Below are 13,034 nucleotides of genomic sequence, written 5' to 3'. Positions count from 1 at the left end.
TTTAGATAGTGGGTAGTAGTTGTAGGTCCTGTGCACTCTGTGGAATGAGCCGAACTGCGCTGGTCGACGCCGTTTTATTGCTGTTTACACTTCAGTGCAGAGTTTGTGGATAACCTACTTCCTCTGTGGATAGATTTGATGCATACCGCGTTATCCACAGATCCTCCTATTCATCCACAGCTTGCTCCACTGTAAATCCGGTGGTTGCCAACAAGCTGATGCCATAAATTACATTTGTGTAATTACATACGTGACATGCAAAAACGGGTGCCCACGTTCCGCGCGATCCCCCACTCGCTCACCCCACTTAACGACGAACACCCCCATGGAGCATCGAAATGATCCACAGGGGCGGTCGTCGTAAAGCACAGACCTGAAAGGTGTGCGCAATGTGAGCGTACGGAGAAGCTAGTGGCCGCGAGCCTTGTCCCGGACGCGGGTGGTCAAATCGTTGACCTGGTCCTTCGTTGGCTTCTTTTCCGCGATCTCCTTGCTGATCTTGCGATATGCGTACAAAACAGTCGAATGGTCGCGGTTGCCAAACTCCTTGCCAATTGCAGGCAAGGAAAGGTCGATGAGAGATCGCGTCAGGTACATCGCGATTTGGCGAGCATGCGCTACCGGACGAGTTTTGCTGCTTCCCAGCAGATCAGACACCTTGAGGTCGTAGTACTCAGCCGTAGCGGAAATGATGATGTCCGGGGTCAACTCGATCTCTGCGGCATTTGTGCCAATGATCTCTTCCGCCAACTCCAGAGTCACAGGAATCTTGCGCATCGACGCATTCGCCGTGACCTGAATCAGACTTCCCTCGAGCTCGCGGATCGACGATGAAGCATTTTCCGCAATGTACTGCAGTACTTCGTGAGGTACCTGCAGATCGTCAATGCGAGCTTTCTTGGACAAAATTGCAATGCGAGTTTCCAGATCCGGGAACTGCAGGTCAGTCATCAGCCCCCACTCGAAGCGGGTGCGCAGGCGCTCTTCCAGTGTCTTTAGCTCGCGAGGCGGGCGGTCGGACGTCAATACAATTTGGCGGTTGGCCTGGTGCAACGCGTTGAAAGTGTGGAAGAACTCATCCTGAGTACCCTCCTTGCCTTCGAGGAACTGGATGTCGTCGATCATCAACATGTCGAGTTCGCGGTATCGACGCTTGAATGATTCCTGGGCGTCGTCACGGACCGAATTAATGAAGTCGTTGGTGAACTCTTCACTAGACACGTATCGAACTCGCAATTTTGGATCCAGATTGCGAGCGTAGTGACCAATAGCGTGCAACAAATGTGTCTTACCTAGGCCAGAACCACCAGAAATGAACAGCGGATTGTAGGCACGTGCTGGCTGTTCAGCGACTGCGATCGCTGATGCGTGTGCGAACTGATTTTGTGGCCCGATAACGAACGTCTCGAAGGTGTATTTCGGATTCAACGATGGTTCGCGATCCGGAGTCATCATTTCGAAAGGGGTCTCAGCTGTTCGGCCATAGCGCTGAAAAGGCTTCTTAGCCTGCGGTGCTTGTGGAGAATCTCCCCCATGCGTCAGATTCACGCTTCGCCAGTCGTTATACGGTTCTTGAAATTCAGCTGACTGTTGTGGGACCTGACCCTGCTGTGGTGTCTGCTGATGAGGTAGCTGCTGCGACTGACCAGGGTGAGCCGATGAGGGCTGCGGAGGCATCGGAACTGGAGGTGTGTGATCACCGAAATGCTGCGGTTCCTGATAATCCTGTCCCTGCGGCGCTTGTGATGGCATTTGTTGAGGGACGTTGTGTTGCGTTGGGAATTGCTGAGCCGATTGTTCGGGTTCTGCAATGGTGATCGTCGCGCTAAATGGCTCGCCAGTAATAGAAGTCAGAACCTTCTCGATCTCGTCCTTGAGCTCGAGTTTTGCCAGCGTCTGCGTGATTTCGTTCTGTGCCACAAGCAAGATGAAGCCTGGGAAAAGTCCCCCTGCTGACACAGACCTCAAAAGTACTTTGTGGCGAGCTGCTAGAGGTTCAATTCCAAGATCTGGTGCGCCCTCGTCTGACAGCAGGACATCAAGAACGCTCTTCCACAGCTGTTCGAGTTCCATCGATTCTTCAGACAAATTGCACATTCCTTTTGAGAGTTACAGACACCATGAAAAACAGTCCCCCGATACGGTGCGCTGTTCGTCGTTGTATGACAACCGTAGGTAGAAAACTGCAAAAATATGAAATTCCACGAAACGATCGGGTGTGGGATTCTTGTCCACATTGAGCCACGCCGTCTGGCCTGGCCTTCCACAAAGTTATACACAGCTGTGGAGAACGATCGAATCAAACTAATCCACAGTCTATCCACAACTCACAGGACCGTGTGAAACGGGGTTAACGCTGAAATGGCGTCGAGTTGACCTGGGCGTTTACTCTAAAGTCCCAGCTCGACTGTGACTCGTGTGTTTCAAGTTATCCACAGTTGTATGAAAATGGGTGACTGTGGAAAGTTGTGGAATTGGTGGAGTTCTCACAGCTCACATCGCGTGTATTGGTTCATTGACCTCGTAACTTGACGGGGCGTTGATTTGTATTCCAGGCTCCAAACAACGTAGTCTGTTCTGGTCTGTCATATTCTGACGTTTGATGTCTTGTAGCCGTGAAGTTCACGCTTCGTTGTTACGGTGTCGAGCGAACACAGTATGACCCCGCGATAGTGCAGAACGTGGTTAACGAGTACTTGGTTAGCTATTCACTGTGCACAACCCGCGGACCTGATTGCGTCAGCTTGAATTCATTCCGATGGGTTCGCTTGCAATCACGACCAGAGAAAATGTTTCAGAGACCCTAGGAGTGTCAACCGTGTCGAAGCGGACGTTCCAGCCGAATAACCGTCGTCGTGCACGCGTGCACGGCTTCCGTACCCGTATGCGTACCCGTTCTGGCCGTGCCGTTGTGGCAGCTCGCCGCAACAAGGGCCGCGCACGTCTTTCTGCTTAAGAGAGACACCGATTCAAGGTGCTCCCTCAGCAGTTCAAGCTGCAAAGTTCCGCAGACTTCTCGTTTGTGGTGCGTAAAGGACGCCGAGTCGGACGCAGGACTGTAGTCCTGCATATTCTTGACCGCTCTGCTTATCAGGGAGCGAAGGCCGATGTGCCGTTCGTCAGACAAGGCGGACCGCACGTCGGCCTTATTGTGTCTAAAGCTGTTGGCAACTCGGTGGTGAGGCATGCAATTGCCCGAAAACTCCGACATATCGCTGCAGCGGTAGCCCCAGAGATATCAGCTGATCTCGATATCGTCATTCGAGCTCTACCACGAAGTGCAGATGCCACTAGCGAGGAGTTGGAGAAAGATGTGCGGTCAGCCCTCAAAATCGCACCGCGACGATGAATCCACACGGAAACACGGAATCACGCATGACGACGACGTCATAAAGCATTCCGAACCCACTAACCGCCTATCTATTGGTGCTCGAGCCGTGGAAAGTATCTTCCTTTTCTACCGCCGGCGGATTTCGCCGTTAAAAGGTGGCGGCACTTGTCGGTTTGAACCGACGTGCTCCGCTTACGGTCTGACTGCGGTCCGTCGCTTCGGTGCGATTCGTGGAACGTGGTTGACGTTTCTTCGCATTATGCGGTGTGCGCCGTGGCACCCGGGTGGTTGGGACCCAGTCCCCCGCTCGTATCCCGGCCTGGCGCCGTGGTGGAGGCGAATGCACAGGTAACCTCTAGGAAGACTGTCGTAACAATGCTGTCGTAGACGCGACCGCTATACAACGCACGACTCGAAAAACCGTAAGGAGTGAGTCCTACACCGTGCTCAATTTTGTCTATTGGCCGATTTCGGCCATCTTGTGGTTCTGGCACCAGGCCACAGGATTTATTCTCGATCCACAGTCGGGAATCTCGTGGGTGCTCGCAATCGTCCTCCTGGTGATGACGATCCGCGTTCTTCTCTTCCGCCCGATGTTGAAGCAGCAGCGGTCTGCTATCAAGATGCAGCAGATGCAGCCAGCAATGGCTGCCATTCGTGAGAAGTACAAGAACGATCAGCAGCAGCAAGCACTCGAGATGCGCAAGCTGCAGAAGGATATGGGTGTCAACCCACTTGCTGGCTGTCTGCCAATGCTCGTGCAGATGCCGGTCTTCATTGGTTTGTTCCACGTACTCCGTTCGTTCAACCGCACCGGCACCGGCGCGGGACAGGCCGGCCTGAGTGTCGAGCAGAACTGGAACACAGCGAATTACTTGTTCGGTGTTGAGGAAGTTCGCTCTTTCTTGCTGGCACGTGTTCTGAATGCTCCACTGTCTGGTTCCGTAGCAATGGGCCAGGATCAGTACGCAGCCTTTACCGCGCCTGGTACTGCACCAGACTTCACACGCACGGACATCATGATCGTCGCTATCCCGCTGATGATCATCTCCGCACTGGCTACCCACTTCAACGCTCGCATGTCGGTGAACCGTACGCAGGCTCGTCAGGCGGCAGGCCTCCAGCAGCGCCAGGAAGGCCCAATGGGCCAGCAGATGGACATGATGAACAAGATGATGCTCTGGTTCATCCCTCTGATGATTCTGGGCACTGGCTTTATGTGGCACATCGGCCTTTTGGTGTACATGCTCACAAACAACATTTGGACCTTCTTCCAGCAGAAGTACATCTTCTCGAAGCTGGATAAGGAAGAGGCTGAGGAGCTCGCTACTAAGGCCGAGGAGAAGCGTCGCGTTCAGGAGAACCTCGCCCCTAAGCCAGGCGCCAAGCCTGTCAACCCTAAGAAGGGCGGCAAGCCTCAGTCTGCGGGCTCGCGTAACGACGGCTCCGTCGGGAAGCCTGGAAACGCTGTGAAGTCGAGCCACCTGCCATCTGGCGACTCTTCTAAGGGCCAGCAGGGCCCAGTGAAGGACTCAGTGACGGGAACTCCTGGAGCTAAGCCTGCGCCGGGTCAACGCCCGCAGCAAAGGAAGAAGAAGAAGCGTAAGCGTTAAGCGCTCACAGTTGTAGCGAAGTTGGCGTCTACGAAGAATTGAAACCCCCACCATTCGGTGGGGGCTTTCTTTATGTGTTGGGTCTTTATGTGTTGAGTTCGCCAGGAAGCGAGAGTGCAGTTTTGGCCGTGCGGGATTTCCGTGTTCGTTTGGGTTACCGAGGAGGGCCTTGCGCCCCGCTTTGATCGGGCGGTCTGCGGAAGGCGACGATCATCGTTCGTCGCTCCGCGACGGAAAGAGTCGCCTTCCGGGTGGAATGTCATTGATGTAATTAAGGGGCCCGTTTGCGCTGTCGCCTTGGTTTCACGTGGAACATCGATGGTTTCACGTGAAACCTCTCCATTTGGCTGTCGCGGAGTTCCCCGTTTAGCGAGTTCTCAGTTCAAGCCGGTATCGTTTAACTCAGATGGATAGCGGTTCGGATTCGTTCTCGTCGTGGGTTTTGCCAATGTGACTGCCAGGGTTTCATTCTCAATGTTTCACGTGAAACCAAGAGAGTTTCATTCCTTAGAGAGTCTCATTGCGTAGAGCATCGGCGAGGGAATCCTTTTTCGCTTATCGTCCAGTGAGCATAGCGTGCCACTGCCCCATAGCTAGCCGGCTACAGATAGAGGTCAAGATTGATGTCTGACGACATTGCAGCTCCACGAGAAGCGGAAGAAATCCCCGCTGAACCAACAATCGAAATTGAGCGTGTGTTCGGCGAGAACGCAGACAAGGCCCGTGAATATTGGGGTTGGCTGAGCGCTGAAGCCACCGTGCGAGGTTTGATCGGCCCACGAGAGGTGCCACGCTTGTGGGAACGTCACATCCTGAATTGCGCTGCAGTGGGCGATGCGATCGAGGAAGATAAGTCAGTCGTTGACATCGGTTCGGGCGCTGGATTGCCGGGCATCCCACTAGCTCTCGCTCGGCCTGACCTCACGATCACATTGCTTGAGCCCCTCCTTCGACGAACTACCTTTCTCGATGAAGTGGTTGCTGACCTAGCACTCGAAAACGTTACCGTCGTGCGGGGCCGCGCTGAGGAGAAGGCCGTCGTCAAGCAGATTGGTGCAGTGGATGTTGCAACGTCTCGCGCGGTAGCTCCCCTGGGCAAACTTGCGAAGTGGTCGCTGCCTCTTGTGAGGACTGGCGGTCATATGATCGCGCTGAAGGGATCGACGGCAGCTGAGGAGATTGAACGCGATGCGCGGGATATTAAGAAGGCGAAGGGTATGAACGCAGAGGTGATTGAAGTCGGTAGCGAGTACTTGGCTACCCCAACCTATGTCGTTCGTATCGAGAAGAAGTAAGGTGGTAAGCCTACAGCTGCTCGGAAGAGGTCATGATCGTCGCACAGTGACGTTCTCCCTTTCGGCAGCTTTAGTCACCACCAAGTATGTGAAAAGGCCAACTACTGTGCCGATATCTGACTACAAAGGGGACATGTAATGGGTCGAGAGACTTGGGAAGATACTCCGATTGCAGCCGCTGCTCGACGCGCGGCTAAGGTAAAGGGTCCTAATCGTCTTTCACTACCTAAGCCCAAGTATCCGCGACGGATCACCATCGCTAACCAGAAGGGCGGTGTTGGCAAAACCACCTCGACGGTGAACATCGCCTCGGCGCTTGCGCGGCATGGCCTGAAGGTTCTAGTGGTCGACAATGATCCGCAGGGCAACGCTTCGACGGCGCTCAGCGTGGAGCATCGCAGTGGTACTCCATCTACGTACGAGATTCTTCTTGGTGAAATGTCACCAGAGGATGTCATGCGCCAGTCCCCCGAGTCTGAAAATCTGTGGGTGATACCTGCGACTCTGGATCTTGCTGGTTCGGAGATAGAATTGGTTAATCTCCTCAATCGCGAACGGCGTCTCCGCCAGGCAATCTCGGATGATTTCCTGATCGACAATGACTTTGACTATTTGATCATTGACTGTCCCCCATCATTGGGGTTGCTGACTCTTAACTCAATGACGGCGGCCGAGGAAGTCATTATTCCGATCCAGTGCGAGTTCTATGCTCTGGAGGGCGTGACCCAGCTTCTCAATAACGTTGAGATGATCCGTCAGCATTTGAACAAGCGCCTCCACATCAGTGCCGTGTTGCTCACGATGCACGACAGTAGGACGCGTCTTTCTGAGGACGTTGCCAACGAGGTGCGGAACTACTTTGGTGACGCAGTTCTGCGCAATATCATTCCGCGTTCGGTTAAGGTCTCCGAGGCTCCTGGCTACGGCAAGTCTGTCATCGCATACGATCCAGGCTCTCGCGGAGCACTCGCCTACTTGGATGCAGCTAAGGAATTGGCCAAGCGCGGTGACTACACTCCGTCTGATACTTCCGGGGCAATTGGTGTTTCTCCGGAGAAAAAGCGTGACGACGAGCCGTCGTCAGGTGACAACTAGAAGGGATTAGCTGACAATGTCTAATGAGAAGAACGAGCCACGACGTGGTGGTCTCGGTCGTGGACTCGCTGCGCTGATCCCTACTACCCCGGATCCGCATGTGGGTGTGGGTGATTCTGCTGCCGACATCATTTTTGGAAACGGCAGCGGCAACGGTAAGCCCAGCGGTACTGCGAATCGTGAGAACCCACTTTTAGGTGGAAAGGCGCGAAATTCCGGTCTTTCTGGCGGGCACCTGAGTGAGGGGGCATTACGTCACGGTGACGAAAAAAGTTCTGGACGTGGAGATGTTTCACGTGAAACAATGTCGGGCGACAGTCGAAGCGCAACAACTCAGGGCGGGGCCACTGAAGCCCCATCCGAAATTGGTGCCACCTACCGTGAAATTCCGCTAGAGCTGATTGCGCCGAATCCACGGCAGCCCCGTGAAGTCTTCGACGAAGAACCGCTGAACGAACTCGCCCACTCCATTCGCGAGTTCGGACTCATGCAGCCGATCGTTGTCCGCGCGCTCCAGGACAAGGACCGTGCTACGGCGCTGGAGCAAGCGCGGGAGCGCAATGCTGACGCGGTGCAGCCCGAGTTTGAAATCATTATGGGTGAGCGCCGTTGGCGAGCAAGCCAGCGGGCGGAGCAGGAGACTATCCCCGCGATTGTTCGCGAGACGTCGGACACCGACATGCTTCGCGATGCCTTGCTGGAGAATATCCACCGCGTCCAACTGAATCCTCTCGAAGAGGCTGCAGCCTACCAACAGCTCCTCGAAGAGTTCGATGTCACGCAACAACAACTTGCGGATAAGATCGGGCGTTCGCGACCAATGATCACCAACATGATTCGTCTGCTTCAGTTGCCGGTCCCAGTGCAGCGTCGTGTCGCGGCCGGTGTTCTGTCGGCAGGTCATGCCCGAGCACTACTGGGAGTTCGGACGGGTCGAGATGATCAAGAGGCACTTGCCAATCGCATCGTGGCCGAGGGTATGTCGGTGCGTGCCACTGAAGAGGCTGTCACTCTCCTCAACCGTGGACAGCAGCCGGAGCCACGTCGTGCACGCAACACCATTGAACAACCAGAACGTTTGAACACCTGGGCTAGCCGTCTGGCGGACACCTTCGACACCAAGGTGACCGCAACCATGGGTAAGCGCAAGGGCAAGATCGTCATCGAGTTCGGCGATCTTGACGACTTCGACCGCATTATGTCAATGATCGAGAACAACGACAGTTAAGAATCCAAGTCCATGAGTCCCGTCTACATACAACCCATCGAGCTCACTGACCTTGATGGGATCTACTCCGAAGCCCTCAACAGCACGTTTTGGCAGACGTGCGACGAACCTGGGGTCGATTCTGGGTCCACAGAGTTGAGTAGCGGGCTGATTTCGGCTAGAAACGGTGCAGAACGGGCGTCAGAAGGCTCCCAGACGCCTTCAGATACGCGCTTCGAGAAAGAGTCTTGGCTCAATGCCGTAACGCTTACCTGGGGCCTCTGCGGCTTCTCTTTGAGACGCACAAACCAGCACACACCAATCGCCACCCTCCTCTTCGCCCCGCCGGGCTTCACGCCGCGTGCTCGTTGCCTCCCCACCGCGCCAGTATCGTCTGACGCAATCCTTCTTGCGAGCCTCCACTACGCACCCTTTGAGGTCACAGAGTCGAATCAACGAGCGCTTATCGAGGTCGCTCTCAGCCACCTCACAAACCGAGGCATTAAGGCTGTCGAGGCATTCGGTTGCTCAGGCAACATCGACCAAATGGAGGAAGGAACGCTTCCAGAGAATCTCACGCTGACCGAGCAGGTCATCGATTCTCTGGATCTCAAGAATGCTGCCCATGCTTGCACTGCAGACAAGATGTCCGATGTGGCGCATGGGCCGGGAGATCTAATTAGCACGAAGGTATTGATTGAGGCAGGCTTTACCGTCGTAAGGCCCCATCCAACGCACCCACGCCTACGAAAAAACCTCACTCCCAATCTGGATTGGAGTGAGGCGATGGGTAGTGCGTTGGACCGTCAGGTTGCCTTGCAGTCGGCCATGGGAAAGAAGAACTACGAGTTCTTCTCGGCTTCCAGAAGTTGAACGAAACTGTAGGTTCCGGTCAACGGCTGCTCGTCTTCGTCGGCAAGGTACAAGCGCTTTACTGCCACCACAATGGATTCGGCAATAGCATCGCGATCCTGCGGTGAAGTCAATACAGCGACGTCATCAGGATTGGTCAGGTAGCCAACGCACACCTCAACCGTCGGCATGCGCGTGAGACGCAGTACGTCCCACGTACGAGCATGAGTGCGGCAATCCGCGAGGGACGTCCGAGCAACAATTTCACGCTGGATCAGTCCAGACAACTGCTCGCCCAGAATGGAGCTATTTCCTGCTTCAGAGCCGAAGTAAAAGGTAGAAACACCAGAGGCGCGTTCGTTGCAGTATCCATCGGCCTGCAGAGAGATCACTACGTCCGCGCCGAATGCGTTGGCAAGTTCCGCACGGTCTTCCACTGAAGGGTTATCGGTGCGTGGTCGGGACAGAATTGTTTCGGCACCGGTGGCCACAAGACGTCCTTCGATGCGTGAAGCAAGATCCCATAGGATCTCCTCTTCAGTAATCCGCCCGAATGGTCCCTGAACTACCTGACCCGGATTTCCAGAGCCAAGGCCAGGATCGATTACAATGCGCTTGCCACCGAGCTTTGGGCCAGCTGCGCGAACTGCCTCCCGCTCGTGAAAACGAACATGAGATCCGCCGGTCACCCGGCGACCGAGGTAGCTGAGGGCGCGAAGAGTCTTAGGACCACAAATACCGTCAGATTCAAGGCCGTAGTTCATCTGGTATTCGCGGACAGCGGCATCGGTTCGTGGACCAAAATGACCATCGACCCGTGCGTCGTGGAACCCAAGCTCCTGCAGAGTGGACTGCAACTGGGCGACATCCTCGCCGGTCATTGGAGTCATCGGATCAAAGCTGAGTACACGTGCGCCCAGTTTGTACGACGCTTCGCGGAGAAGGTTCAAAGTCTGATCACGGATAATACCGTCAGCGAGAATGCCACGAGACTGCTGAAAGGCCAGAAGAGCTTCGCACAGCTCTTCGTCAAAAACGTCGTCATCTCCAGACCATTGTGGAGAATTGCCACCAGAGACATCGCCACCCCAATTGGGGAGCAGTCCAAGGCGAGCCAGAGTGGAACGAACCTCAGCTACGCGAGGTGAACGGTCCCCAACCTGGAGAAACTCTGGCACGTCGACTCCCTTCGAATTCACGACAGTGAAAGGCAGCTTTCATGCGCCTAACGTGTGAATAGACTACCAGCTAGAGCAAAAAAAGCTTGGAACAAAATACGGGTTAGACCTGGTGTTTAATAACGATCCAATAGTTAATGACTATCGAGATCGTTAATAGTTCACGGTGTTCAGCTATGGATAACTAGCGAACCCACCAGAACCACAGAAGTTTACATCCAAAACACACTTAACGTGCCACCGAAACTAGGGGCACGCCATAATGTGATCCGACTAACGCCGGGAATCCAACGGAGTACCCCTGTTCAGTGCCACACATCGCACAGGGCGCGTCAATTAGGCGTGAGCTTCGAGCTTCGCGCGGATATCGGACTTTGGACGAACACCGACAAGTTCCTCGACCTTCTGGCCATCCTTAAAGATCAGGACAGTAGGAATCGACATGATCTGGAACATGCCAGCGAGCGTGCGCTCCTCATCGACGTTCACCTTGGCGAAAACAGCCTGGTCAGCCATTTCTTCAGACAACTCATCAATTACTGGACCGAGCTTGCGGCAAGGTCCACACCACTCTGCCCAGAAGTCAACGAGAACTGGCTTGTCAGAGTCGATGACAGTGGACTTGAAGGAATCGGTCTTTACATTGATAACGGACATGGGAGTACCTCCGACGGATAGAAGAATAAAGGGTCAATGGTGGTGCACAGTGGGACATCGCGCCACGCAACTGGTGACTACTGCCCCAGCGATGCGATGTAGTGTTCAACATCAAGAGCAGCCGTGCAGCCAGTACCTGCGGCCGTAATGGCCTGCTGATAGTGGGAGTCAACCAAGTCTCCTGCTGCAAACACACCAGGTAGAGACGTTTTCGTCGAAGGTGAATCGACCTTGACGTAGCCGTCCTCGTCCAACTCGACCTGATCCTTGACCATCGTAGAACGTGGGTCATGGCCAATAGCTACAAACATAGCGGTAACTGGTAGTTCAGACTTTTCACCGGTGACGGTATCGGTCAGCTCCAGCCCAGTGACATTGCCGTCACCCAAAACCTTGGACACAACCTTGTTGGTAGCAAAGCGGATCTTCTCGTTTGCCTTAGCGCGCTCAACCATAATAGCGGAAGCGCGGAACTCGTCCCGACGATGAACAATCGTGACCGACTTAGCGAACTTGGTCAAGAACGTTGCTTCCTCCATCGCGGAGTCACCGCCACCAACTACTGCAATGTCGTGGTCGCGGAAGAAGAAGCCATCGCAAGTAGCACACGAGCTCACACCGTGGCCCAGCAACTCGTTCTCGCCCTCAGCACCGATGTAGCGAGGTGCTGCACCCATAGCCAGAATGACAGAGCGAGCCTGATGCTCTTCCTCGCCCACCCAGACCTTCTTGATATCACCGGTGAGATCCATGCGGTCCACAATCTCCATCCGCAGATCCGCACCGAAACGCTCGGCCTGTGCACGCATCTGATCCATCAGTTCTGGGCCCTGGATACCCTGAGCGAAACCTGGGAAGTTTTCGACCTCAGTAGTGGTCATCAGCGAACCACCAAACTCAATGCCCTCGAAAACGACCGGCTTCATTTCTGCGCGTGCAGCATAAATTGCTGCGGTGTATCCAGCAGGGCCCGATCCGACGATGATGACATCGTGAATGGTCTCGCTCATGGTTGTGCCTCCAATAATCATGTGTAGATCACTCTGCCACCCACAGTATTAGGGTGCGAGCAAATCCTAGGTGTCTGAACCACACAACATGATTACCCGCTCAGGTATTCCCGCATGTGTACCCGCGCCCGTGCGCGGCGTGACTTGATAGTCCCCTCCGCGACCCCGAAAACCTGCGCAGCCTCAGCTACCGAAAACCCCATGACATCGACTGCCTGCACCACGATTCGTTGATCTGCTGACAGCCGACGCAATGCAGAGTGCATGGTGAGCAACAACGTCGGATCCGATGTGCCTTGCCGAAACTGTTCGGCATCGGCCATGGCGGCGATGTCATCGACGCCGCCATGCGTGTGCTCGCAGCGACGCCGCAGCCGATCACGACAGGTATTCACCACAATGCGATTTAGCCACGTTGACACTTCGGCATCACCCCGATAGGAATGCGCCTTCGTCATGGCCTTGAACCATGCATCCTGCAAGGCATCTGACGCATCTGCGTCCCCGTAACTGTAGTTCCGGGCGAGCCATTGCAGCTGGCGTTGATACTTGTGCATCAATCTGCCAAACGCCCGCATGTCCCCCGCGACATGAGCATCCAATAACTCGGTGTCTCCCGCAGCCCCCGCTGCTGGTCGAACCCGAACTGACTTACTTTGCTTATGGTCTACGCGCGCCGACAGCGCCGTGACCCTCCCCCCGAAGTTCACAGCCCCATCTCAACACACGGTGAGATGGGGCGCGACTTTATTTCTGGAAGAAAAATACCACTTGTGGATACTTCCCTAACTGTGGA

13 protein-coding genes are annotated in these 13,034 nt (G+C 54.8%); 8 read left to right on the top strand and 5 right to left on the bottom strand.

The window, feature by feature from the left end; translation table 11 throughout:
- Window positions 1–408: 408 nt before the first annotated feature.
- Window positions 409–2,097 carry a chromosomal replication initiator protein DnaA gene (gene dnaA, locus WG934_RS00215; RefSeq protein ID WP_339988188.1) on the bottom strand — a complete coding sequence of 563 codons (1,689 nt, stop codon included), beginning with the start codon at window positions 2,095–2,097 and terminating at the stop codon, window positions 409–411.
- A gap of 721 nt (window positions 2,098–2,818) precedes the next feature.
- On the opposite strand from dnaA, the gene rpmH reads away from it, so the two are divergent.
- From rpmH to WG934_RS00175, 8 genes are all read left to right on the top strand, one after another.
- Entirely contained in the window at window positions 2,819–2,956 is a 138-nt protein-coding gene (gene rpmH / locus WG934_RS00210) for a 50S ribosomal protein L34 (protein ID WP_035121629.1), read from the top strand.
- Window positions 2,957–2,974: 18 nt separating this feature from the next.
- On the top strand, window positions 2,975–3,349 hold the full coding sequence (gene rnpA, locus WG934_RS00205) for a ribonuclease P protein component (protein WP_339988187.1): 375 nt from the start codon (window positions 2,975–2,977) through the stop codon (window positions 3,347–3,349).
- Complete coding sequence (gene yidD, locus WG934_RS00200; protein ID WP_445228157.1) at window positions 3,285–3,683, top strand: membrane protein insertion efficiency factor YidD; 399 nt, start codon at window positions 3,285–3,287, stop codon at window positions 3,681–3,683. The genes rnpA and yidD overlap by 65 nt, the downstream gene beginning before the upstream one ends.
- Window positions 3,684–3,774: 91 nt before the next feature.
- A complete protein-coding gene (gene yidC / locus WG934_RS00195; RefSeq protein ID WP_339988186.1) occupies window positions 3,775–4,944 on the top strand; it encodes a membrane protein insertase YidC in 1,170 nt (389 codons plus the stop codon).
- A gap of 623 nt (window positions 4,945–5,567) precedes the next feature.
- Window positions 5,568–6,239: a 16S rRNA (guanine(527)-N(7))-methyltransferase RsmG gene (gene rsmG, locus WG934_RS00190; RefSeq protein ID WP_339988185.1), complete on the top strand. Its 672-nt coding sequence runs from the start codon at window positions 5,568–5,570 to the stop codon at window positions 6,237–6,239.
- A 138-nt stretch (window positions 6,240–6,377) separates the two neighbouring features.
- Window positions 6,378–7,334: a ParA family protein gene (locus WG934_RS00185; RefSeq protein ID WP_339988184.1), complete on the top strand. Its 957-nt coding sequence runs from the start codon at window positions 6,378–6,380 to the stop codon at window positions 7,332–7,334.
- A 16-nt stretch (window positions 7,335–7,350) separates the two neighbouring features.
- Window positions 7,351–8,562, top strand: coding sequence for a ParB/RepB/Spo0J family partition protein (locus WG934_RS00180; RefSeq protein ID WP_339988183.1), 1,212 nt, complete (start codon window positions 7,351–7,353; stop codon window positions 8,560–8,562).
- A 12-nt stretch (window positions 8,563–8,574) separates the two neighbouring features.
- Window positions 8,575–9,414, top strand: coding sequence for a hypothetical protein (locus WG934_RS00175; RefSeq protein ID WP_339988182.1), 840 nt, complete (start codon window positions 8,575–8,577; stop codon window positions 9,412–9,414).
- Here the strand turns inward: WG934_RS00175 and WG934_RS00170 are convergent.
- The 4 genes from WG934_RS00170 to WG934_RS00155 form a co-directional block, all read right to left on the bottom strand.
- Window positions 9,384–10,571 (bottom strand): N-acetylmuramoyl-L-alanine amidase, encoded by a 1,188-nt coding sequence (locus WG934_RS00170; protein WP_339976357.1) that lies wholly within the window; start codon window positions 10,569–10,571, stop codon window positions 9,384–9,386. The two genes, WG934_RS00175 and WG934_RS00170, sit on opposite strands and share 31 nt — an antisense overlap.
- Before the next feature lie 336 nt (window positions 10,572–10,907).
- Entirely contained in the window at window positions 10,908–11,228 is a 321-nt protein-coding gene (gene trxA / locus WG934_RS00165; RefSeq protein ID WP_339988181.1) for a thioredoxin, read from the bottom strand.
- Between the two features lie 77 nt (window positions 11,229–11,305).
- Window positions 11,306–12,238, bottom strand: coding sequence for a thioredoxin-disulfide reductase (gene trxB, locus WG934_RS00160; protein ID WP_339988180.1), 933 nt, complete (start codon window positions 12,236–12,238; stop codon window positions 11,306–11,308).
- 92 nt (window positions 12,239–12,330) lie between these two features.
- Window positions 12,331–12,948 (bottom strand): sigma-70 family RNA polymerase sigma factor, encoded by a 618-nt coding sequence (locus WG934_RS00155; protein WP_339976351.1) that lies wholly within the window; start codon window positions 12,946–12,948, stop codon window positions 12,331–12,333.
- Window positions 12,949–13,034: the final 86 nt, after the last annotated feature.

It is taken from the genome of Corynebacterium sp. H78, assembly GCF_037572275.1.
In the GTDB taxonomy this organism is placed as follows: Bacteria; Actinomycetota; Actinomycetes; order Mycobacteriales; family Mycobacteriaceae; genus Corynebacterium.
The sequence above is the reverse complement of the archived record's forward strand: the minus strand, read 5'-3'. Positions and strand labels throughout refer to the sequence as shown.

Coding starts and splice junctions, on each gene's coding strand:
- rsmG (WP_339988185.1), top strand. CDS start 5,568: ATGTCTGACGACATTGCAGCTCCACGAGAAGCGGAAGAAATCCCCGCT.
- trxB (WP_339988180.1), bottom strand. CDS start 12,238: ATGAGCGAGACCATTCACGATGTCATCATCGTCGGATCGGGCCCTGCT.
- WG934_RS00180 (WP_339988183.1), top strand. CDS start 7,351: ATGTCTAATGAGAAGAACGAGCCACGACGTGGTGGTCTCGGTCGTGGA.
- trxA (WP_339988181.1), bottom strand. CDS start 11,228: ATGTCCGTTATCAATGTAAAGACCGATTCCTTCAAGTCCACTGTCATC.
- yidD (WP_445228157.1), top strand. CDS start 3,285: ATGCCACTAGCGAGGAGTTGGAGAAAGATGTGCGGTCAGCCCTCAAAA.
- dnaA (WP_339988188.1), bottom strand. CDS start 2,097: ATGTGCAATTTGTCTGAAGAATCGATGGAACTCGAACAGCTGTGGAAG.
- WG934_RS00175 (WP_339988182.1), top strand. CDS start 8,575: ATGAGTCCCGTCTACATACAACCCATCGAGCTCACTGACCTTGATGGG.
- WG934_RS00185 (WP_339988184.1), top strand. CDS start 6,378: ATGGGTCGAGAGACTTGGGAAGATACTCCGATTGCAGCCGCTGCTCGA.